This window comes from Candidatus Nitrospira nitrosa, from assembly GCF_001458735.1.
GTDB lineage: Bacteria > Nitrospirota > Nitrospiria > Nitrospirales > Nitrospiraceae > Nitrospira_D > Nitrospira_D nitrosa.
Genome location: NZ_CZQA01000009.1, coordinates 484,936 through 505,187, shown reverse-complemented (window position 1 = coordinate 505,187; position 20,252 = coordinate 484,936). Strand labels below are relative to the sequence as shown.

Sequence of the window (20,252 nt, the reverse complement as noted above, 5' to 3'; positions counted from 1 at the left end):
AATGAAGCGAGTACAGAGTGACGCAATGACAAATTGAGTCAAAATCCGTCTTGCAATCCATTCAACGAATCGATATATATGAAAGGGTTTCAAGCAAAATAACTTGCCCATTCTAAGGCCGGGCACCAGTTTTTAATGCTATTTCTGAATTAACCCATCCTGGGATGGGTGTCTCGTTGTGCGATTACAAACTGTGTTGTGGAGTGCGGTATAGAGGTTGATTCGTGTCTGACACACTGATGCATGGGAGGGTCGATGTATGAGTGATTCAAAGAAATGGACGAGGCCGGGAATCTGGGGATTCGCTGCCAGCCTGATTTTGGCTGGGGCGTTGCCGGCTGGTGCGATCATGTCGCACGATGCCCATATTGCTCAGGATTCGAAGCAGGATCTGGCAAAGCCGGTCCATGCGCAAGCTGGTCCAGTGTTGATGGACAAGATGTCAAAAGCCGTCGAACAGGTTGAGCGGCAGGTTCACAGCAAGGGACCGTTCCAGGGAGCCAGTGCTCATGCGATGCAGCAGGGTGTACTCCTTGTTGCAGATGACATGGATAAGGTGAAGGTGACACAGGGTGGACGATGCCCAGCCCATGCGCCGGTTCGGGCCTATGACGTGACCGCGATGAACGTCGAGATCACGGTCAACCGTTTCGGCGATTTCTATCCGGGCTTCATGTATGTCCTCACTGAGAATGTGGCGGGCGTGCGTGACGAAGAGACGAAGAACAAGGCGGCGCGCGAGAGTGAAGATCCCAGCTTTGCTGGTGGGGCGGTCTCGAACGGCTTGCAGGGCGATTTGATTCAGCCGTTGGTTATCCGGGCTAACCAGGGTGACTGCTTGCGGATTACCCTCCGCAATCAAATCGAAGGTGAGCCCACGAACATCATCATCAATGGGTCTCAAATGTTGGTGACCAGCACCGGCAAGCCGGCCACGGCCAACAACCCAGAGGCGTTGGTGGCTTCAGGGAAAGCCGGTGAGTTTGAGTGGTACATCCAGCCCGACACACAAGAAGGCGGCCATGCTTTCCACAGCCATGCCTCGAGAGACCAGTATTCCTTAGGGTTGCTTGGTTCGCTCGTGGTGGAGCCACGGGGATCTCGTTTTTTGAGCCCCTTCACCGGCGAAGAGATGAAGAGCGGTTGGGAAGCCATCATCGATAAGGACAAGGGATCGGATTTCCGCGAATTCGTGATTTTCTATCATGAAGCCGGCGACGAGACATTCCGACTCTTGAATCGCAAAGGCGACATGCTCCCGCAGCGCGACGCCCATACCGATACCTATCGGCCGGCAGCTCGATTGCTCAACTATCGCAGTGAGCCGCATGGGACGCGCTTGGAGATGCAAGAGCATCTCGTGGGTTTTGCCGATGAGTCGCAGGGCTATGGGTCCTATACGTTCGGTGATCCAGCGACCACGATTCCGCGTTCGTACTTGGGCGATCCTGCGACCTTCCGTATGATCGGTGGGTCAGAAATCGTCCATTCGCACCACTTGCATGGTGGATCGATTCGTTGGGCCAGACAGCCAGGAACCAGTAAGCTGGATCCGACGCTGTCGAAGAATGGTCCAGTCAAGTTTCCGTTGATCAACGATACATCGGATCGCTTGGACGTGCAGTCAATCGGACCGTCCGAGATCTATGATGAAGTAATCGAAGGTGGATCCGGTGGGTTGCAAGCGTTGGCCGGAGAATTTGTGTTCCATTGTCATATCCCGCAGCACTACGTGACGGGTATGTGGGGGTTCTGGCGTGTGTATAACACGCTGCAGGCTCCCGGGTTCCAGACCGACGTCATGAAGCCGTTGGCAGAACTGCCTGATCGAAAGGGCAAGATCAAGCAGGCGGTCAGCTCCGATAAGTTGGTTGGCACCACGGTTGATTGGTACGGCGGGAAGAAGTGGGAGATCACGAAGGACAAGACGGATTGGAAGGCCAATCCTGTTAAGGTGTCCATCAAGGATTGGGTTGAGTACATGCTTCCGCCTCAGGGGTTGCCTGGGAAGACGGAAGATCAGGTGAAGCAAGCTCAAGCAAACGATCCGACGGTGGTGAATTGGAAGTGGGAGGGTGCCTTGGCTCTCAACGAGCCGGAAACTCCTCACAAGTGGGCCGACTATGTGTCACCCACGCCGTTAAAGCGTCCTGCGATCACGTTTGATCCGCAGACCGGCAAGCTGGCGTTCCCGTGGTTGCGTCCGCACCTCGGAAAGCGTCCGCCCTTTGCCCCGAACCATGGTGGAGCTCCCTGGCTGGAGCCGTTCCGTGTTCGTGAGGATGGGACAAGGGACACTGAACCACCGAAGCCTGGTGCACAAGGTCCCTGGAGCTTGTGCCCGGAAAATGCTCCACGGAAGTTCTTTACGATCCATTCGATCACCTTGCCGGTGACACTGAAGCCGGCGACGGCGAAGACGGCAGCGCTCGTCGATCCGATCGCCATGCTCTATGTGTTGCACGAGGAGGAAGCGGAGGTTCGGAACAACCCCAAGAAGCAAGTACCGTTGGTCATACGCGGCAACGTCTACGATTGTGTGGACGTCATCTTTAAGAATGAAATTCCGGACGATGCGCGGACGGGCTGGTCGAACAAGATCAACCTCCATCCGCACTTCTTCCAGTTTGATACGAGCGCATCCGATGGTCCGACCATCGGCTTCTCGTATGACATGTCGCTCCGGGCCTTTACCATGTTGAAGGACCCGCAACCGGACAAGGGTATGCCGTTGCCAGGGAACACTGTCTTGGCGGCAGATACAAAGGCCGGTTCACGGAGTATTGCCGTTGCCGACACCTCGAAGTTCCATGTCAATACGGAACTGGGCGTTGGTATGGATGATCCGAAGTACTTTGAAGTGGCCAGGATCAAGGCCATCAATGGGAAAACCATCACGTTTGATGCGCCATTGAAGCACGCACATAAGAAGAACGATATCGCCAGCGTGGAGTTCATCCGTGAGCGCTGGTATGTGGATGTGGATCTCGGAACGGTCTACTGGCATGATCACGTGTTTGGTACGGATACGTGGGGTCATGGGCTCTTCTCAGCCTTCATCACGGAGCCTCCACGGTCGACCTATCATGACCCGGTCAGCGGCAAAGAGATCCGGAGTGGTCCTGTCGCGGACATCCATACGTTGGAGCCGGTTTCGGCCCATATTCGTGGAAGCTTCCGCGAAGTCATGATGCATATTATGGACAGCAATGCCAGAACGGCGGAGCTGATTACGACCGATAATCCTCAGGCGAAGGTTGGAGCGGTCACGGTGGATGGGCCGCCGTCGCACCAATTCCCGGAGAAGATCAACAAGTCTCCGATGTGGTTCTTGAACGGTGGAGAAGCCACGACCGGCAGCGGCTACGGCATGCGTGTTGAGCCGTTGAGCGTGCGCCTTGCCAACAATCCGGATCCGTCGAAGCTGTTCGTCTCCGGAATCCATGGTGATCCCGGTACTCCATTACTGCGGGCCTATCTCGGCGATCCCATTTTGGTTCGGGCGCTGGTTGGCTCCGCGAATGAAGTCCATACCTGGCATGTGACTGGGCACTGGTTCCCGATGGAACGCTATGCCAAGGATGCCATGCCCCGTAGTACTGTGCATCTGGTGATCGGTGAACGGTACGATCCGGCCATTCCAGCGGCCGGTGGACCGCAGAAGCAAGCGGGCGATTACCTCTACTACAGTGGCCGCGCCTCGCACTTTGCGGAAGGGAGCTGGGGTATCTTCAGAGTATTTGATGAATTACAGGGCGATTTGAAGCCATTGCCTGGGCGTGAGCAGATCCAGAAGTCTGCAGCGTCCGTGTGCCCGGCTGAAGCGCCAGTGAAGACGTTCAACGTGTCGGCGGTTGATCAACAGATCCGGTACCATGATGGAGCACCGGGTGTCATGGAAGTCGACCTCGAGCGGAAGATGGTCTTCGGCAACGAGCAGGGCAAAATGTACGTCCTCGATGGGGATCGTGGTCGGGTCAAGGCCGGTGAGTTGAAGCCGAGCCCACTGACTCTGCACGTCAACGTCGGTGATTGTGTGAAGGTCAACCTGAAAAACGAAATGGCCAAGGATCGGGCTGGGTTCCACGTCGACATGATGGCGTTTGACCCGAAGGACTCGTTCGGTGCCAACGTTGGTAACAATCCTGGCGACCAGACGGTTGCGCCTGGCCAGAGCAAGATCTACACCTATTATGCCCATCCGGAGTACGGTGAGTTGGCCGCACTCATTCAAGATTGGGGTAATGTGGTAGAAAACCCGCGGAACGGGTTATTCGGGTCCATCATCGTTGGTCCGAAGGGTTCACGGTATCGTGATCCGGTGACCGGCGAAGATGTGACGATGAAGAGCAGCTGGCGGGCCGATGTGCTCGTTGACCGGACCCTTTCAGGGAACGAGAATCGGAAGAACTACCGAGACTTTTCCTTGATGTTCCAGGACGAGGATAACATCGTCGGGGTCAGCTTCATGCCCTACATCCAACAAGTGGCAGGGATCACGGCGGTGAACTACCGCTCGGAACCGACTGCATGGCGGATGGAAAAGGGTTGTGACATCCCTGAGGTCTTTGCCTGTGTAAAGGCCGGGGAGACGCCGTCGACTCCGTTGCTCCAGGCTCATGTCGGCGATCCAGTGGCGGTTCATGTCCTGGGTGCCTTCAGCGAACAGGTGCAGCTGTTCACGATCGACGGCCATGAGTGGCCGCACGAACCATACATGCAGGGGGCTGATCAGGTCAGCACCATGGAGTTTGGTGGCTCAGAAATCATCAATGCCCACTTGACTGGTGGCGCAGGCGGTCCTAACCGGATCGCTGGTGACTACATCTGGAAGAATCAGCGTCCGGCCTATGCCAACGCTGGGCAGTGGGGTCTTTTCCGGGTGCTCCCGACGGATGACCAACGGATTAAGCCGTTGACGCCTCAGGTGCCTCCGACCAAGACGGCCAAGCAAAATGGGAAGGCCAAAGCCTCTCCCGCTTCGCTGAACGTCAAGTAAGGTAAGTCTGGTGGCGTACCCGCACTCAAGCGGGTACGCCATTCCTACCGCACAGTTTTCCATATTGTTCTGAAGAAACTGTGTTCTCCTCAAGCATTCCTCAAACACTTTCAGTTACAATGACCTATCTCACGCTTGTCTCATTTTTTGCTGAGGAATAGCCCATGGCCTTGTTACCTGTTTTCATCATCTTCATGCTCATCTTGGCGGTCGGGGAATCGACAGTCACGAATGCCTCGACTGATGCTGTCGTGGCTGCACCCGTGAGCCGGATTGAAGTCGTGCTTGCCTATCAGTATCGGACTCGAGAGACAGAAATAAAAAAAGATTTTGTCCAAGCCGGTCTGACAAATGTACACGTCCAGTATGCCAGGATGGGTCAGCCGCCACAAAACATCGGGATGGGCCGAGACGTGCCGGCCGATAAGGCCAGGGAGGCGATTCGTCTGGCCATGAAATACAATCTGGGTGTCGGTATTTTACTCCCTGAACGATTGTTTCCTCCTCGGTTCATCACGATTGCGTCGTCTAACTATGATGACACCGTTGAATATCACATTACGCAGGACACACTATCAAAACTCCAAGATCCGACGTTGAGTACGGAGGCGTTTCACCGACTCTACAAGGACGTCACGTCCGCTGTTATCGATCCGAAAGCTCCCAAAGTACGATACTAAATGGTGAATGTACTTCCTATTCCCGTGCAGGCGTCCTGACGAGTGAGATGACTTCGCCGCTGTCATGTCGTGAGGGGGCATTGCCTCACGCGAGTGCGCCGATGATCCAAGATGGTCGGCCTGTCGCACTTACTCGGACCATCCATCGGTGCGATCCCATTCAAGTCCACGTCACTCTGCTCTTGAAGCGGGACCTACAGATTGATCTTTCGTTTACGTCATCGAATAGAGTGGACTGGAGTCGTCAATAATTATGCGGGTATGGTCTGGTGCCTCAACGCTGGTTGCGGCCTGGAGAGAGGAGCGACGATGAAAATTGCTGTTCTTGGCGCGTCCGCTGGGATAGGGCTGCAGTGTGTGCGGCTCGCTCTGCAGAAGGGACATGAGGTTGTGACGCTCTCGCGTCGGGTTGTACCCATTCCAGATCATGTCAAGCTGACACGGGTACTGGGTAGTGCGACGGACGCCGAGGCTGTGCGACGAGCCGTGGAGGGAGTCGAGGCCGTTCTGGTCACGATCGGCACAAAAAGTCCATTGCCGACCACGATATTCTCAGACTCTGCTCGGATCTTGCTGCAAGTTTTGAAGGAGATCGGCTCCTCACCAACCCTCATCGTTCTGACTGGTTTTGGAACAGGCAACAGCTGGAACTATAATTCATTTCCGATGAAGATTCTCTTTACGCTGGCGCTGAAGCAGGTCTATCTGGATAAGGAGCGACAGGAAGAGCTGATTGCCGCCGGGTACCCCCGGTGGGAGATCGTACGGCCAGGGCGGCTCACCAACGGCAGCATGACCGGGCGCTATCGCGTCCTCGATACCCTCGTGGACGAGATGAAGGTAGGGGCTATTGCTCGTGCCGATGTCGCCCAGTTTCTGGTGACTCAGGCTGAGCAACCGACTTATCTTGGCAAGCATCCGGCACTGACGTACTGACAGGACGTTGGAAAAGACTTCCAGCTTGGTTCTCGCCTCGTTAGGGAGAGGGTGAAGAGAAGCCGTAACCGGATTTAGGTGGATGGGCTCGCGGGGTCTCGTCTTGGAACGAGTCGTCCTTCTTCGAGATCCTGCAGGTCGGACCAGGCCGTCAGGTCGGTGCGGGATGGATCGATGGCATCACGGTATTTCCTGAACTTCGCCGCACTTTCCGGAGAACTCGGCCCCCGTACCAGCAGCCGATGATTCCAGTCTTCTACTTCTGCCGGCTGGTGTGGTTGCGCATGCTGCTGAAACCACGCCAGGACACCCTCATCGGTCGTATTAGCCTTCACGGCGACCGTAAACTGGTCACTGGTGAGCCTGACAAATTCCAGCAACCGTTCGTCCATCGGGCAGGGATAGATATACTCACCTTCCGTCCCGGCCAGGACGGCTCGGCACTTGTCGATCATACGCGCAAGATGAGCATATCCCCCCAGCTTGAACTTCATGCTGCGGGGGAACTCTTTCCGCAAGTCCATCGTTAGAGGACGCTGTGATTCGTGAAGTTCAGGTGTTTCACGACAACCTGCTTGCCTTCATAGGTGATGATCCGTCTGGTGGCCGGCAGGTCGCAGGCCCCGACACGGACGTGGGTGTCGGTGAAACTCTCCACATTGGTCAACGTGCCGTCCGTCGGGGAGTAGTAATAGACGGTGTACTTGCTCGTGAGGTTTTTCTGGTCTTTTGTGACGGCACTTTCTTCCACGTTGATGGTAAAGGCGAACGGATTCATGCCCGGGTGGGCCATCTTACGGTTAATTTGGGTAATGCGGTTGTCCTTGAGCCGATAGTAGGAATTGGACCCATGAATCGTGAGTTTGACTCCCAAGGGATGACCATCCTCTTCCATGGTCAGGGTATATTTGCCGTCTGATTCGTCGAAGCTCCGCGGACCACGATGGACGGCGATCATGCCCAGCTGTTCCTGTGCCCACTTTTGAATATCGCCATCGGTGAGCTGGACGGACACTTCACGAGGACTTTTCACGATGACCGACCCGTTGGTTTCTTTGCCGTTCACGTTCACGGTGAGGTCGGCGGTAAAGCCTTGGAAGTCCTTGGGCCAGCGCGCAGTTGCCTCAAAGGCGCGACGAAGAAGGTCCCGAGCCCGTGGGTCATCCGCGACGGTGGATGGGTCAGACCGATGTTCCATATTCAAGCTCCTCTCAGACATAGCTTTTAAAATTGTGTAGGCCTGTTATACCGGGTGGTGTCGGTCTTCCTCAAGGGCCTTGTTTGTGTCAGGGGAGACGTTGTTTGAGGTTCACAATACACCATCAATTCTGATATAATCCATTAATTTGCTTAGGCTTGGGTGTTCAAGACTCGGAAACCTAACCGACCATCGGGTGTTGACTAGAGAGGATGGGCATGGAACGACGAGCTGCTTCGCATACCGAAGAAGAAGAGATGAACCAACGCCGAAAGCTGCTCAGTGCGGCGAGACGAGGCGATACGAAAGCCATCAGTAAACTGTTTGAGCTGTACCAAGTGCGTGTGCTCAATGGAGACCAGTTGGCGAAGGTTAATCGCACCTCCGTATATATGGCACCGGTGAAATCTTCGTCGGGGAGCAAGTCCAAGGGGGCTGGGAAGAACGGCAAAACGGATCAGGTCAAAGGAGAAAAGAAATCGCCCAAGCCGGTGCCGAAGGGTTCGCCCGGGAAGTCGTCCGGTGCGACAAAAACGGTTGCTAAGCCTAAGGCGAAGCATAAGTAGGTTGTTGAGCGCACTACTGAACCACTACTTTAAGCCCACCCCCTGCGAGCTTCGCCGCGATATCGTCCGCGCGTTCAGTTGATCCGGTAAAGACGATGGCTTGTCCTTCGTGGTCGATACGATAGGCGAGTTCAAATGCCTTTGCCGAGGTCATGCCGGGAATGAAACGGCAAAATAAATCGATGACCTGTTTATAGGTATGACAGTCGCAATTGTACACGACGACACGGGATTCTAATCCGCTTCCGGTGCCGGTGTGAATCTCTTCCCCAATGTCAGGAATAGTTTCTGGTGTGGCTGGTGTTGGCATGCAGCAGAGATTGTCGCACGTATGAGGAAGCCCGTCTCTTTCTCAGTCGGGTGACCAGATCCCTTTCTCGATTTTCACACCTTGTCCATATCGATTACTTCCGTCGCTTCCCACAGGTTTCTTGACTCGGCATCAGCCAGCTCTTTTTCACGATCCGCTTCGGTCTCACTGCCAAAGGGCTGAATAGGCTGAGCCGAAGCAGTGCCTCCGCTCGTGGAGTCGGATGCCGGGACGCTCGGTATGTGGGAACGCCGACGCTTTTTCGCTGGATCCATATTGACCGGCACGGAGACTCCTTACAATGTTTCTGTAGTCTTCTCCAAACATGAGTAACTTGTCAATCGGTACGGGACTCCAGCTGACGAGACGCTCGATCCCAGGCTGTGAGGCGTTGAATGTACCCTGGCTCTTCCAGTTCAGAACAGGCGTTCGGCTACTGAATCTGCATACCGTCGCCCCAGTGGAGTGAGCCAGAGATGTTCTTGGTCGGTACTTAAGAACCCGCCTGTGATCAGGTGCTCGATCTCAGAATCCCGGTCGGCCTCCGTAACTGCCTGCAGAGGTACCCCACGCAGAAGGCGTAGGCCGAACACGAGGGCGTCCCGTTCCCGCTCACTGCGTGAAAGTTTGGTGTAATCCGTCAGGGGCAGACGGTGTTCACTCAGGGAAGTCAGATACCGGTCGAGATCCGCCACATTGCCGAACCTGGCCTCGTCCAGATACGATTGGGCGCTGGGACCAAGGCCGAGGTACTCGCCGCCGGTCCAATAGAGTAAGTTGTGACGGCAGCGCCTTGCCGGTTTCGCGTAGTTTGAGATCTCGTATCGGACAAACCCCGCCTGTGCAAGTACCTGCTCTGTTGAAGCCTCCATATCCAATTGCAGTTGCTCGTCGATCGGTGGAACTCGTTGTCGAGCAATGTCCTGAGCGAGCTTGGTGCCTTCCTCAATGGTCAAGGCGTAACAGGAGATATGCGATGGGTCGAGAGAGAGGATCAACTCCAGGGTACGTTGCCAATCCTGGAGCGATTGGCCGGGAAGTCCGTATATGAGATCCAGGTTGACGTTGACAAACCCGGCCTCACGGGCTGCCTGAACGGCGGTCGCCGTGTCTCGTACCTGTCCATGCCGACCGATGGGGACAAAATCCTGCTCCCGCATCGACTCGGCCCCGAAGCTGATTCTCGTGAAGCCGGCCTCTGCCAAGATTGTCAGACCTTCACGGGTGACTGAAGAGGGATGGGCTTCCACCGTGACCTCGACCGTTGGGCTGGTCGGCCAGGTTGTGCGGATCAGCTTCAGCAGAGCAACCAGTTGATCTGCTGGAAGGGCGGTCGGAGTCCCGCCACCAAAATAAATGCTCTGGAGCCAACGGCCATGGAGAGGATTGTGATGGCCTTGCAATCGAATTTCATGCGTGAGGGCGGAATAAAACCTCGCTATGCGATCGACATGGGCAATTTCAAGGTAGAAGGCACAGAAATGACAGCGATGCTGACAGAAGGGGATATGCACATAGAGGCCAATATCTCCGGTAGGCGTCATCGTTCAAAGACAAGAGGAACGGGTTTTGAGAAATCCTTGCTCACGACAATCTCGATCTCATCGGCTGGCGAGACCCCTCGGTTACGAATATGCGACGACCAGCCTCTCTGTTGCCGGAGGGAGTCGAACACCGACTTGATCAGCTGAGGTTTCATCCGTGCCTCCCACTCCCGGATCCAATTGGATTCGTCTTCTTCCCCATCATAGTCATCCGGGAATGACGCTTCGAGCGTCACACGAAGGCGAAAAGTCTTTTCTTCCTGATACATCCTGACCCTCTCGTTGCGATTCTCTGGAGGTGATCTTATAATGCGTTATACAACCAAGGAGTTGTTGACTATGCCTATCTTCGAATATGTCTGTCGTGAATGCAATCACCGTTTTGAGTTGTTGATCCAAGGGTCAGCAGAAGCAGTGTGTCCCCAATGTAAGGCGACGAAGCTTGAGAAACAGTTCTCGGCTTTTGGCGTCGGCGCTACGGCTAGTTGGGCTTCTTCCGGAACTCCAGGCGCTTGCGGCAGCTGCGGCGATCCGCGTGGGCCCGGGGCCTGTTCGATGAACTAACCAGGCCATGGGCACTCTTGATGGACAGGCATTGACCCGAGCGATCTCGACTATTTCTCAATCCGACCCTCTGATCAAGCTTATTGAGCAAGTGCGAATGGGCCGCATGCAGGCCACCGATGCGGGCTTGCGTGCCATCACTGAATCATGGCTGGGTATCTATGAACAGGCCCTGAGTTTGGATGGCTTCACGCGATTCGACTTGCTCCGGCTCAATCCTGCTCCGCGGCTTGCGGTACTCACTCAGGCTGGGGTGTTGTCCGATGAACATCCGGGTTTGATCTCATTAAAAGCCTCCTATGAACGGGCGCTCAGCCGTGCGGTCGTCGGGTAAGCTGCTGAGGTGTCTCGCCTCAGGCCTAGTACTCTGCGCAGTTTCCCTGTCATCGGCCACCGCACGATCGGAAGATGACCCAGGACCTCGTCCGCTGCGGACGATTTCTCTTGTCCAGATCGAACAGCTTCTCCCCTCCGGAACCCATCTCCTCATCAATCGGGGTGCGATGGAGTCCTTTCTGGTTGCGTTGGAAGGGACTCCGCCTGATTGGCCCACGGTGTATGGCCGTGGGCATCATGATCCTGAGCACGATGAGCGGCTATTCAATTTGAATCGCGCGCGTGATGCGGCGCGTAAAGAGAATCCAACCTTGACGTGGCGAATCGCGTTTATCTGGACGGGAGAAGTCTCGCACTTCGATTCCGAGACCAGGTCGTATGCCATCGCGGTTGGCCCGGAGTTTACTCCAACAAGCTGGGGTGTGGTCCGATTCAAGCCGGAGGAGGTCCCCGGCAATCTGCGCGTGCGACCCGACAAGTACCTCGCGGATTGGATCGACCGGAGTCTTCTCCGCCATAAATCTGTTCCGGTGTCCCTTGTCATGGTCGGTGCGCTCATCCCGACCGAGTCGGTCATCTACGATTTCTCCCATGAGGAGGAGGGCATGGGACTTATCATGCCGGTCGTGAGGGTTGAACAGATTGAGATCCTTCTTGTACAGCCGCCAGCTTCGGGAGCTCGACAAGACTGAGCGCTCGTACCTTGGATTCACCGAGGACCAGTAGGAAGCGGGAATGAGGAGGGCCTGCTACCAGACGTCTCTGGCACAACGAAAGCCGATTCCAGTCGCGCGATCGGTGGGCAAGGCATAGTCACGGTCGGAGGCACGGATGTTTCGTGCCGGCTTGAGCCAGGATCCTCCCCGTACGACCTTGAGAAGTTGCCCATGCGGGCCTTGGGGATCCGAGAGTGGGGCATTGAGATATGAATAGGGCTCATACCAATCTTGCACCCATTCTGCGACGTTCCCGGCCATATCGAAGACGCCATAGGGACTGGCTCCTTGGGGGAAGGTCCCGATCGGGAGCGTCAACACCTCGCCCGTGAGGCCATGCTCGTGTGACGCCCGCGCACCGTCGCCGTTCATCCAGAAGGCTTTCCACGCCTCGCCGTCTTTGAATTCGATCGTGCGTCCAGCCCAATAACTTGCGCTGTTGCCGGAGAAGATGTCCCAGTCAATACCCCACGGATAGCGTCGGCCGTTCGTACCACGTGCGGCTTTCTCCCATTCCGCTTCGGTCGGGAGCCGTTTTCCCTGCCACCGGCAGTAGGCACCGGCCTCGTGCCAGCTGATATTGACCACCGGGTGTTTGTCGCTTCCAGGGAGTGGGGCGGTCTCGGTCCATAGATTAAATCGTGGGGTGAGGTGGCTCGGTGGCGGATGTCCGGTGCCGTCGACAAATTGTTTATACTGGGCGTTGGTGACTTCGTAGCGATCAATCGAAAAGGATGCGACATACACCAGGCGTTGCGGGTGCTCGTCATCAAAGCTCAGCCCGTCTTCCGGGCTGCCCATGAGGAACTCTCCCGCTGGAATCATGACCATGTCTGAGAGAACCTCGGCCTGAGCTGTTGATTCATCATGATGGGTAACCGCGAGGAGCAGCGTACAGCAGGCGAACAGTCGGACCATCATGAAGGCTTTGTGATCCCGCAGGATTTGGCGACCGCATCGCGATAGGTCAGCCAAAGCGCCAGGCTTTTGCGAAGGCACGTCAGGACCGATGGCCTGATTGCCGGTGGGGTGTAATTGACGACCATGTGATAGGCGTCGTGACGATGTCCTGCTTCAACCAGCTGGTGCGCACGGATCAGATCCATCCGGTTGGGATTGAGGCCATGATAGCGGACGAGGGGGTGGATGTTGATGAGGGCTTCGATCTCTTTCGGCTGTTTCTTCTTTGATGGTGCTGTGAGTTCTGTTCGGTCCTTGACACTGCCCTCCACGAAGATGGTGAAGGTTGCAGCACCCAGTACCCAGTCACGGTGATAGGACATGCGATCAAGCCAGGCCCGGTAGCTGCGGGCCTCAGGCAAGAGATGGAACCGTTCGAAACTGTTGCGGCTGAATCGGAGGCCTTCCATCATCGTCAAAAAGAGTTCCGGGTGAGAGGTACCCAACGAAAGCCCGCCGGTTTCTTCCTCGTAGATATTTTCAGCCAACATGTGACGCGCCGAAGAGGGTGGATTTTTTCCGAGAATTCTGGCTAAGAAGATAGGGAAGTCGCGAACGTAGACCGCATATTCTTGCTGAAAGTGAATCTTCAGTTGGGTATGGGTGAGTCGGCCGGAAGCAAAATGGTCCCAGGCCCAATGATGCTTGTTGTCCATAAGTTGGAGCAACGATTCAAGGAACGCCGATTTTGTCATGTGAGCCGACATGATGCCTTGCCTCTTTGAGGTGGTGTCGTTACAATTCGGAATCCAGAGGAAATAAAATGAAAGCCATCACCATCCAGAATCCTGATGAGATCCTGACGCTCCTGGCCGAAGTGAGTCTTCGGGGAGCAGGGTTTACGACCGAGTCCTTGCTTGATTATGCATTAGAAGAAGGTTTCACCGAACCCATCTTTCTCAATGCCAGCGGCGAAGATCCTACCGCATTTTTTAAGGGCGAGCCAAACGCCTGGGCCATCTACCAAGTCCGTGAATGGAAACGTGTCCTGACGATCTCAGGCGGCCCAGGTCAGGAACGGCGTGCGCGCATCACGGAAACGCCCTAACGTTTCATCCAAGTCTAGAACGTGGATGAGCAAAGTGCAATCGATGGGCAGGTTTTTGAGGTGAGGATTCGATCAAGGGAGCCATGATGCGGATGATCCATCTCATGAATGCGCAGGATGTGGGCGAGCTCGCGATGATCAAGAGTTTGCTGGACGGCAATCGCATCACGTATGTCGTCCATGGTGAACATGTGAGCAGTCTGTATCCTGGAGTGCCGCTTGTCGGGAGCCGCGTGATGGTTGATGCGGCAGATCATGCCCGCGCTGAGGTACTTCTCGGGCGACTCCGGCTCTCCATTCGAGACACATCCCCTTGAATGAGGAATAAACGAGCAAGGCTTTGCAGCGCCGCTTTGCGGGAGGATGTTTAAACGGCTGGCTATTTCAGATGTCGTCGCGTGCCTCGAACACGAGCGACCGCTTCACGCTGCTGCTAGGGCTGGATTTTCGGGTGCGGCTTGTCGGTGGGGAAGTCCCGGGCTTGTCGTTCGCGAGATCCTTCGTACCATCCTCCCTTCAGGACTCCTTCCTCGAAATAGAGATAGCGGTGACGGACCACCGAGGTGCTTTCCCAATCTTCGAAGATCCACTCTTCCTGCCGTATCCCGTCTTTAGTGAAGGTTGTATTGATCGTCTGCGGGCCACCCCAGGCTTGTAACACCTGTTCCTTGCTCATCCCCACCATGACGCGATGTTGCTCGATGTGTTTGCGAAAGTCTGGATCGCCGAGTTGCACGATCATGGGCCACACCACCGCCATCAGGGCAAAGAGAACAAGCCCCGTATAGATAATGATCCGCACAGGCCGACGGCGAATGAACGACGGTTCATTCCTGTCGGAATGGAGGGACAGCGGTTGAGATTCTGCAGCCATGGTGTGATGAAAAAGAAGCGATGCTAACAGCGCGGTCGCGCTAGAGTCAAGGAAGTGCTGTTAATATCCTATAAAATCGTATAGATATAGAGATAGCTATACTTAATGGGGTAGGTGTGTAGCGGTGTCCCGAGGATATATATGGTGCAGTGAGCTCATAACGAGGTGGGTCGATATGATGGTGGTTAAGCAATACTGCTGGGCATTGGTGATGTGGTTCTGTGTTGTCCTGGGGCAGGGGCTTTCTGTCGAGGCCTGGGCGACAACAATGTATTCGTATATTGATGAGCAGGGGAACTTGGTCTATACGGATGCTCTGGAAACCGTTCCTCAAAAGTATCGAGCAAAAGTGAAAGCCCATGAGCAACCCGATGCCGTGACGAAGCCGCCTTCAGCACTGCAGTCGGTGCAAGAAAAAATCAAAGCACAGGCCAAGAATCTTGGTTCGGGGATGTCCTCGGTAAATCTCGATCTCTCAGGGTTAGCACCGGAGCAGTCGAAGATTGTGACGCAAGCGGGCCTTGCCGCAGTGGTCCTGTTGGCGATCATGTTTTTCAGTAAAAATAGCCCGATGGTGCGCTTATTGGCGCTGGGCCTCTTGATTGTGTTGGGGATTGGTACACCTGTGCTGATGTACACCAGCAACGGCGGCCCAATGGATCGTATGAAAGAGAAAGCGGTCACTGCAGGACAGACCCAACAGAATCGACTTCAGGTCTCACCCTAGCCCGCCTCCGTTGGCGAGCGTTTCTACTCCAACTCACCCACAGACAACTGCGACCATTCACGTTGTGTGTGTGAGGTAACGCGTATCTCGTTTCTGAATGGTGAGATTCCCGAGATAGGCCTCACGGGCTTGAAAATAACGTGAGAACGCCGCCGACGGACTGGGATTGACTACTCCGCATAGTGGGGAACCGGGATCGTTCTCAGCGATCGCGGTGGGAGAAGCGATTGCCTCTCGAATTGTGTGGAAAAGGGATTAAGGATCGGTTCATGCGTGTGCCGTAATCGTCTGGTGATGAACTCCACGCTCTGTGCACCGATCTCGACACGATCGACCAGCGACTCTCTCGTCAAACGCTCGGGAAGACCCTGCAGTGAGAAGAGTTGAAAACTGAGGGTCCAATCGAACTTGTCCCTGCCCGGCTCCTTGACGATGAAGCGGGCATCCGCTGAGGCAACGCCTTGAAACAGCAGCACCCAAATATTGGATCGAAACGTCGGATTTGTCGGGTCCGATGAGGGGTGAAGTTCAGGAATCAGTGAGGGGAGGCGAGCGATGGGGACGGGGTGGGGGAACTCGATGTCCACCAGCCGCACAATGAGGGGCCGATTCTCCTCGGCAACATTTGGGTCGACCGCATAACTGAATGAATAGCGGATCTCGATCCCCTCGCGGGTAAACGTATACACATCCTCTCCATTTTCAGGGGAGACCAGTTTGCTGAAATAGGTGGCCCAATCGGTGATCGGATAATAAGTGAACACCCTGAGGGCGGACTTGCGATCGCGTACCGCCTGTGGCCGGCCAAGTTTCTCGTGCAATTCCTGTTGGGAGAGCCCGAGAAACCCATCTTCAAAGTAGGGAGTTGCAGTCGTTCTTGTAGGGATCGCGGCGAAAGCGAGGACGCACCAGAGCAGAGAGAGGATGATGGAACGTCCGATGATCGATCCGTGCATCACGTGTATCGTAGCGAGGCATGTAAATTCATGTCAAGAAAGTGACCGCCTGCTTGCCGCGTCGGAAGGCCTTCCAGTATGATCGCCACAAATCAGCCAATAACTATCCGATCCTAAGAGAAGGTGACAATGCCGAGACAAGAGAAATGGCCCATCGTGGAGATGCTGAACGAACGGATTCTGATCCTTGATGGTGCGATGGGGACGATGATCCAGCAGCGGAAGCTGGATGAGGCAGCCTTTCGGGGAGAGCGCTTCAAGGATTGGAAGAAGGATCTCAAGGGGCATAACGATCTGCTGAATCTCACGCAGCCGTCTGTCATCGAAGACATTCATCGGCAGTATTTGGAGGCCGGTGCGGACATCGTCGAGACCAATACGTTCAACTCTCAGGCGATCTCGCTTATGGATTACGGCATGGACCGGCTCGGTTACGAGTTGTCCAAAGCCGGCGCCGAGTGCGCGAGACGAGCCGTCGTTGCCGTGGAACAGGCACAGCCGGGACGGCGGTGTTTCGTCGCCGGGGCGATCGGTCCGACGACCAAGACCTCATCGATTTCGACCGATGTGAACAATCCTGCCGCTCGAGGGACAACGTATGAAGAACTCGTTGCCGCGTATGGCGAGCAGGTGCGCGGATTGCTCGAAGGTGGTGCAGATCTTCTCTTGGTCGAAACCATTTTTGATACCTTGAATGCCAAGGCGGCATTCTTTGCAATTCAAGAGGCCTTTGCATCAGGCGTACGCAGGGTTCCGATCATGGCGTCGGTGACGTTCATCCAAGCCGGCAGCAACCGCGGGGTGACCGGACAGACGGTCGAGGCATTTTGGAATTCAATTTCCCATGTGCCGCTTTTGAGCGTGGGAATGAATTGTGCGTTGGGGCCGAAAGAAATGCGGCCACTGATCGAGGACCTATCTCAGATCGCGCCGATTTATATCAGTGCCCATCCCAATGCCGGTCTGCCGAATCCCCTGTTACCGACCGGGTTTCCCGAGACGCCAGAGACCTTGGCACCTCAGTTGCGGGACTGGGCGAACAATGGATGGCTGAACATCGTCGGTGGCTGTTGCGGCACGACACCGGCCCACATTCACCGCATTGCCGAAGCGGTACGCGGGGTGAAACCGCATCTCCCGTCAAAGGTTGAGCCGTACACCAGATTGAGCGGCCTGGAGGCTGTCACCATCCGGCCTGACTCGAACTTCGTCAATATCGGTGAGCGTACGAATGTGACCGGCTCGCCGGCCTTCGCCAAGCTGATTCTCGCCGGGGATTATGAGTCAGCCCTGTCGGTGGCACGTCAACAGGTGGACGGTGGGGCCCAGATTATCGACATCAACATGGACGAGGGCATGCTCGATTCCAAAGCGGCCATGGAAAAGTTTCTGCGTCTGGTGGCTTCTGAGCCGGACATCTGCAAAGTGCCGATTATGGTCGACAGCTCCAAGTGGGAGGTACTGGAGACCGGCTTGAAGAACATCCAAGGCAAGGCGGTTGTGAACAGTATCAGCTTGAAAGAAGGTGAACAGAAATTCATCGACCAGGCGACGGTGATTCGTCGCTACGGTGCGGCGGTGGTCGTGATGGCCTTTGACGAGCAGGGGCAGGCCGACACACTGGAGCGGAAGAAACAAATCTGTGCGCGTTCGTACAAGGTCCTCACGGAGCGGGTTGGAGTTCCTCCGCCAGACATCATCTTCGATCCGAACATCTTGACCGTGGCGACGGGGATCGATGAACACAACAACTATGCGGTGAACTTTCTCGAGGCGACGCGCTGGATCAAGCAGAATCTGCCTGGTGCGAAGGTCAGCGGCGGGATCAGCAACATCTCCTTTTCATTTCGCGGCAACAACGTTGTTCGCGAGGCGATGCATGCGGCGTTTCTCTACCATGCCGTCAAGGCCGGGTTGGATATGGGCATCGTCAATGCCGGCCAGTTGGCCGTGTATGAGGAGATTCCCAAGGATCTGCTCGGGCTTGTCGAGGACGTGCTGCTCAATCGTCGGCCGGATGCGACCGAACGCCTAGTGACGTTTGCTGAGACGGTCAAGGCGAAAGGCAAGGTTGCGGTCAAGGACGACGAATGGCGCAAGGGGACGGTCGAGGAGCGGCTGTCCCATGCCCTGGTCAAGGGCCTTACGGACTTTATCGACAAGGACACAGAAGAGGCGCGTCAGAAGTATGCCAAACCGATTGAAGTGATCGAAGGACCGTTGATGGCCGGCATGAATGTGGTCGGTGATCTGTTCGGGTCAGGCAAGATGTTCTTACCGCAAGTTGTGAAGAGCGCACGTGTCATGAAGAAGGCCGTAGCCTATCTCATGCCCTTCATGGAAGAAGAGAAGAAGCGGTCCGGTAATTTTCAGTCGCAGGGTAAGGTGTTGCTGGCAACGGTCAAGGGCGATGTGCATGACATCGGAAAAAATATTGTTGGTGTTGTGTTGGGTTGTAACAACTACGAAGTGATTGACCTAGGTGTGATGGTGCCCTGCGAGAAGATTCTGGCTGCAGCACGAGAGAACAAAGCTGACATCATTGGCTTGAGTGGACTCATCACACCCTCGCTCGACGAGATGGTGCATGTGGCGAAGGAGATGACTCGGGAAGGGTTCGAGGTGCCGCTCTTGATCGGAGGCGCAACAACCAGTAAGGCTCATACTGCAGTGAAGATCGCCCCCTCATATGCGCCAGGCGTGGTCCATGTCCTCGATGCCTCACGTGCCGTTGGGGTTGTGGGGAGTCTGGTGAGCCAGACACAACGGCAAGGGTTCGTGAAGCAAGTGAGGGATGACTACGAGCGGATGCGACAAGCACACCAGGATCGTGGCGCCAAACCGTTGCTCTCGATTGCCCAGGCCCGTACCAATCGGTTCATGCCCGATTGGGAGAAGACTGACATTCCAACACCGGCCACAATGGGAGTGCGAACCATTGAGGACCAGTCGCTGGTCGAACTGATTTCGTACATTGATTGGTCGCCCTTCTTCCACACCTGGGAATTAAAGGGGCGCTATCCGACGATCTTCGAGGATTCGACCGTCGGGCCAAGAGCTCAAGAGCTCTACGACGATGCGCGGCGGCTCCTCGATGAGATCGTCAAGAAACGACAGCTCACCGCCAAGGGAGTCTATGGCTTCTTTGCGGCTGCCTCGGTCGGGGACGACGTCGAATTGTATACGGATGCTTCTCGAAAGCCGGTGCTCACGACGATCCATCACCTCCGACAGCAATCGGAGAAGCCGACAGGGCAGCCGAATCTTTCACTCGCTGATTATGTAGCGCCAAAGGATTCCGGTCGGCAGGACTACGTCGGGGCGTTTGCTGTAACCGCCGGAATCGGGCTGGATGACCTCTGTAAACAGTTCGATCGGGATCACGACGACTACAACTCGATCATGGCGAAGGCCCTTGCGGACCGGTTGGCTGAAGCGTTCGCCGAATGTCTCCATAAGCGGGTCAGAGAAGAGTGGGGGTATGGCAAGACGGAACAACTGACGAATGAGGAATTGATCCGTGAAAAATACCGCGGCATCCGTCCGGCGCCTGGTTATCCGGCATGCCCGGACCATACAGAAAAACGGGTGTTGTTCGATCTGCTCCAAGTGGAGGAACATGCGAGGATTACGTTGACGGACAGCTATGCCATGTGGCCGGCGGCATCGGTCAGCGGATTCTATTTTGCCCATCCGGACGCCAAGTACTTTGCTGTGGGCAAGATCGGGAAAGACCAAGTTGAAGACTACGCCCGCCGCAAGGGGATGGATATTCGTACCGTCGAACGCTGGCTCTCACCGAACCTGAATTACGAGCCTGAGTAGTGAGTATGACGTA

21 protein-coding genes are annotated in these 20,252 nt (G+C 55.5%); 11 read left to right on the top strand and 10 right to left on the bottom strand.

The genetic code is table 11. From position 1 onward, the window contains the following. The first annotated feature begins 259 nt into the window (after positions 1-259). The 3 genes from COMA1_RS14365 (at position 260) to COMA1_RS14355 (ending at position 6,615) form a co-directional block, all read left to right on the top strand. Complete coding sequence (locus COMA1_RS14365) at positions 260-4,999, top strand: multicopper oxidase domain-containing protein (protein ID WP_090749689.1); 4,740 nt, start codon at positions 260-262, stop codon at positions 4,997-4,999. A gap of 164 nt (positions 5,000-5,163) precedes the next feature. Then, positions 5,164-5,679, top strand: coding sequence for a hypothetical protein (locus COMA1_RS14360; protein WP_090749687.1), 516 nt, complete (start codon positions 5,164-5,166; stop codon positions 5,677-5,679). Positions 5,680-5,988: 309 nt separating this feature from the next. After that, the gene (locus COMA1_RS14355; protein ID WP_176698077.1) at positions 5,989-6,615 is read left to right on the top strand and encodes an NAD(P)-dependent oxidoreductase; all 627 of its coding nucleotides are present in this window, start codon (positions 5,989-5,991) and stop codon (positions 6,613-6,615) included. A gap of 74 nt (positions 6,616-6,689) precedes the next feature. Here the strand turns inward: COMA1_RS14355 and COMA1_RS14350 are convergent, their stop codons facing one another. Further along, positions 6,690-7,109: a DUF5069 domain-containing protein gene (locus tag COMA1_RS14350; protein ID WP_218055395.1), complete on the bottom strand. Its 420-nt coding sequence runs from the start codon at positions 7,107-7,109 to the stop codon at positions 6,690-6,692. Between the two features lie 32 nt (positions 7,110-7,141). Next, positions 7,142-7,813 carry a DUF3386 family protein gene (locus COMA1_RS14345; protein ID WP_090749681.1) on the bottom strand — a complete coding sequence of 224 codons (672 nt, stop codon included), beginning with the start codon at positions 7,811-7,813 and terminating at the stop codon, positions 7,142-7,144. 218 nt (positions 7,814-8,031) lie between these two features. Here COMA1_RS14345 and COMA1_RS14340 point away from each other — a divergent pair, with 218 nt between their 5' ends. Beyond that, the gene (locus tag COMA1_RS14340) at positions 8,032-8,379 is read left to right on the top strand and encodes a hypothetical protein (RefSeq protein WP_090749679.1); all 348 of its coding nucleotides are present in this window, start codon (positions 8,032-8,034) and stop codon (positions 8,377-8,379) included. Between the two features lie 13 nt (positions 8,380-8,392). Here COMA1_RS14340 and COMA1_RS14335 read toward each other — a convergent pair whose 3' ends face one another. The 4 genes from COMA1_RS14335 to COMA1_RS14320 all read right to left on the bottom strand — a co-directional run bounded on the left by COMA1_RS14335 (position 8,393) and on the right by COMA1_RS14320 (position 10,502). Continuing rightward, entirely contained in the window at positions 8,393-8,689 is a 297-nt protein-coding gene (locus COMA1_RS14335) for an ATP-dependent Clp protease adaptor ClpS (protein WP_090749677.1), read from the bottom strand. Between the two features lie 74 nt (positions 8,690-8,763). Next, a complete protein-coding gene (locus tag COMA1_RS14330) occupies positions 8,764-8,976 on the bottom strand; it encodes a hypothetical protein (RefSeq protein ID WP_090749675.1) in 213 nt (70 codons plus the stop codon). Positions 8,977-9,105: 129 nt separating this feature from the next. Next, positions 9,106-10,233 (bottom strand): radical SAM family heme chaperone HemW, encoded by a 1,128-nt coding sequence (gene hemW / locus COMA1_RS14325; RefSeq protein WP_090749673.1) that lies wholly within the window; start codon positions 10,231-10,233, stop codon positions 9,106-9,108. Then, entirely contained in the window at positions 10,230-10,502 is a 273-nt protein-coding gene (locus COMA1_RS14320; protein ID WP_090749670.1) for a hypothetical protein, read from the bottom strand. Before COMA1_RS14320 ends, hemW begins: the two co-directional genes overlap by 4 nt. A 40-nt stretch (positions 10,503-10,542) precedes the next feature. On the opposite strand from COMA1_RS14320, the gene COMA1_RS22230 reads away from it, so the two are divergent. Genes COMA1_RS22230 through COMA1_RS14305 form a run of 3 tightly spaced genes read left to right on the top strand, consistent with a single transcriptional unit; the run spans position 10,543 to position 11,825 of the window. Further along, complete coding sequence (locus COMA1_RS22230) at positions 10,543-10,797, top strand: FmdB family zinc ribbon protein (RefSeq protein ID WP_090749668.1); 255 nt, start codon at positions 10,543-10,545, stop codon at positions 10,795-10,797. 7 nt (positions 10,798-10,804) lie between these two features. After that, positions 10,805-11,131, top strand: a complete 327-nt coding sequence (locus COMA1_RS14310; protein WP_090749666.1) for a hypothetical protein — start codon at positions 10,805-10,807, stop codon at positions 11,129-11,131. Further along, positions 11,097-11,825 carry a hypothetical protein gene (locus COMA1_RS14305; RefSeq protein ID WP_141654352.1) on the top strand — a complete coding sequence of 243 codons (729 nt, stop codon included), beginning with the start codon at positions 11,097-11,099 and terminating at the stop codon, positions 11,823-11,825. Before COMA1_RS14310 ends, COMA1_RS14305 begins: the two co-directional genes overlap by 35 nt. A 57-nt stretch (positions 11,826-11,882) precedes the next feature. Here the strand turns inward: COMA1_RS14305 and COMA1_RS14300 are convergent, their stop codons facing one another. Next, positions 11,883-12,770, bottom strand: coding sequence for a formylglycine-generating enzyme family protein (locus COMA1_RS14300; RefSeq protein WP_090749662.1), 888 nt, complete (start codon positions 12,768-12,770; stop codon positions 11,883-11,885). Further along, positions 12,767-13,516, bottom strand: coding sequence for an iron-containing redox enzyme family protein (locus COMA1_RS14295; protein ID WP_218055394.1), 750 nt, complete (start codon positions 13,514-13,516; stop codon positions 12,767-12,769). The genes COMA1_RS14300 and COMA1_RS14295 overlap by 4 nt, the downstream gene beginning before the upstream one ends. Before the next feature lie 56 nt (positions 13,517-13,572). Here COMA1_RS14295 and COMA1_RS14290 point away from each other — a divergent pair, with 56 nt between their 5' ends. After that, positions 13,573-13,857: a hypothetical protein gene (locus COMA1_RS14290; protein ID WP_090749660.1), complete on the top strand. Its 285-nt coding sequence runs from the start codon at positions 13,573-13,575 to the stop codon at positions 13,855-13,857. 83 nt (positions 13,858-13,940) lie between these two features. Continuing rightward, positions 13,941-14,174, top strand: coding sequence for a putative signal transducing protein (locus COMA1_RS14285; RefSeq protein ID WP_090749658.1), 234 nt, complete (start codon positions 13,941-13,943; stop codon positions 14,172-14,174). Between the two features lie 116 nt (positions 14,175-14,290). Here COMA1_RS14285 and COMA1_RS14280 read toward each other — a convergent pair whose 3' ends face one another. Further along, positions 14,291-14,731, bottom strand: a complete 441-nt coding sequence (locus COMA1_RS14280; protein ID WP_141654351.1) for a hypothetical protein — start codon at positions 14,729-14,731, stop codon at positions 14,291-14,293. 175 nt (positions 14,732-14,906) lie between these two features. On the opposite strand from COMA1_RS14280, the gene COMA1_RS14275 reads away from it, so the two are divergent. Next, positions 14,907-15,458 carry a DUF4124 domain-containing protein gene (locus COMA1_RS14275; RefSeq protein WP_090749655.1) on the top strand — a complete coding sequence of 184 codons (552 nt, stop codon included), beginning with the start codon at positions 14,907-14,909 and terminating at the stop codon, positions 15,456-15,458. Between the two features lie 170 nt (positions 15,459-15,628). On the opposite strand, the gene COMA1_RS14270 is transcribed toward COMA1_RS14275, so the two are convergent. Then, positions 15,629-16,414: a hypothetical protein gene (locus COMA1_RS14270; RefSeq protein WP_090749653.1), complete on the bottom strand. Its 786-nt coding sequence runs from the start codon at positions 16,412-16,414 to the stop codon at positions 15,629-15,631. 129 nt (positions 16,415-16,543) lie between these two features. On the opposite strand from COMA1_RS14270, the gene metH reads away from it, so the two are divergent. After that, entirely contained in the window at positions 16,544-20,239 is a 3,696-nt protein-coding gene (gene metH, locus COMA1_RS14265) for a methionine synthase (protein WP_090749651.1), read from the top strand. Positions 20,240-20,252: the final 13 nt, after the last annotated feature.

What these genes read in the sequence shown, in the direction of transcription:
- COMA1_RS14365 (WP_090749689.1), top strand. Translation starts at nt 260, where the DNA reads ATGAGTGATTCAAAGAAATGGACGAGGCCGGGAATCTGGGGATTCGCT.
- COMA1_RS14360 (WP_090749687.1), top strand. Translation starts at nt 5,164, where the DNA reads ATGGCCTTGTTACCTGTTTTCATCATCTTCATGCTCATCTTGGCGGTC.
- COMA1_RS14355 (WP_176698077.1), top strand. Translation starts at nt 5,989, where the DNA reads ATGAAAATTGCTGTTCTTGGCGCGTCCGCTGGGATAGGGCTGCAGTGT.
- COMA1_RS14350 (WP_218055395.1), bottom strand. Translation starts at nt 7,109, where the DNA reads ATGAAGTTCAAGCTGGGGGGATATGCTCATCTTGCGCGTATGATCGAC.
- COMA1_RS14345 (WP_090749681.1), bottom strand. Translation starts at nt 7,813, where the DNA reads ATGGAACATCGGTCTGACCCATCCACCGTCGCGGATGACCCACGGGCT.
- COMA1_RS14340 (WP_090749679.1), top strand. Translation starts at nt 8,032, where the DNA reads ATGGAACGACGAGCTGCTTCGCATACCGAAGAAGAAGAGATGAACCAA.
- COMA1_RS14335 (WP_090749677.1), bottom strand. Translation starts at nt 8,689, where the DNA reads ATGCCAACACCAGCCACACCAGAAACTATTCCTGACATTGGGGAAGAG.
- hemW (WP_090749673.1), bottom strand. Translation starts at nt 10,233, where the DNA reads ATGACGCCTACCGGAGATATTGGCCTCTATGTGCATATCCCCTTCTGT.
- COMA1_RS14320 (WP_090749670.1), bottom strand. Translation starts at nt 10,502, where the DNA reads ATGTATCAGGAAGAAAAGACTTTTCGCCTTCGTGTGACGCTCGAAGCG.
- COMA1_RS22230 (WP_090749668.1), top strand. Translation starts at nt 10,543, where the DNA reads ATGCGTTATACAACCAAGGAGTTGTTGACTATGCCTATCTTCGAATAT.
- COMA1_RS14310 (WP_090749666.1), top strand. Translation starts at nt 10,805, where the DNA reads ATGGGCACTCTTGATGGACAGGCATTGACCCGAGCGATCTCGACTATT.
- COMA1_RS14305 (WP_141654352.1), top strand. Translation starts at nt 11,097, where the DNA reads ATGAACGGGCGCTCAGCCGTGCGGTCGTCGGGTAAGCTGCTGAGGTGT.
- COMA1_RS14300 (WP_090749662.1), bottom strand. Translation starts at nt 12,770, where the DNA reads ATGATGGTCCGACTGTTCGCCTGCTGTACGCTGCTCCTCGCGGTTACC.
- COMA1_RS14295 (WP_218055394.1), bottom strand. Translation starts at nt 13,516, where the DNA reads ATGTCGGCTCACATGACAAAATCGGCGTTCCTTGAATCGTTGCTCCAA.
- COMA1_RS14290 (WP_090749660.1), top strand. Translation starts at nt 13,573, where the DNA reads ATGAAAGCCATCACCATCCAGAATCCTGATGAGATCCTGACGCTCCTG.
- COMA1_RS14285 (WP_090749658.1), top strand. Translation starts at nt 13,941, where the DNA reads ATGATGCGGATGATCCATCTCATGAATGCGCAGGATGTGGGCGAGCTC.
- COMA1_RS14280 (WP_141654351.1), bottom strand. Translation starts at nt 14,731, where the DNA reads ATGGCTGCAGAATCTCAACCGCTGTCCCTCCATTCCGACAGGAATGAA.
- COMA1_RS14275 (WP_090749655.1), top strand. Translation starts at nt 14,907, where the DNA reads ATGATGGTGGTTAAGCAATACTGCTGGGCATTGGTGATGTGGTTCTGT.
- COMA1_RS14270 (WP_090749653.1), bottom strand. Translation starts at nt 16,414, where the DNA reads ATGCACGGATCGATCATCGGACGTTCCATCATCCTCTCTCTGCTCTGG.
- metH (WP_090749651.1), top strand. Translation starts at nt 16,544, where the DNA reads ATGCCGAGACAAGAGAAATGGCCCATCGTGGAGATGCTGAACGAACGG.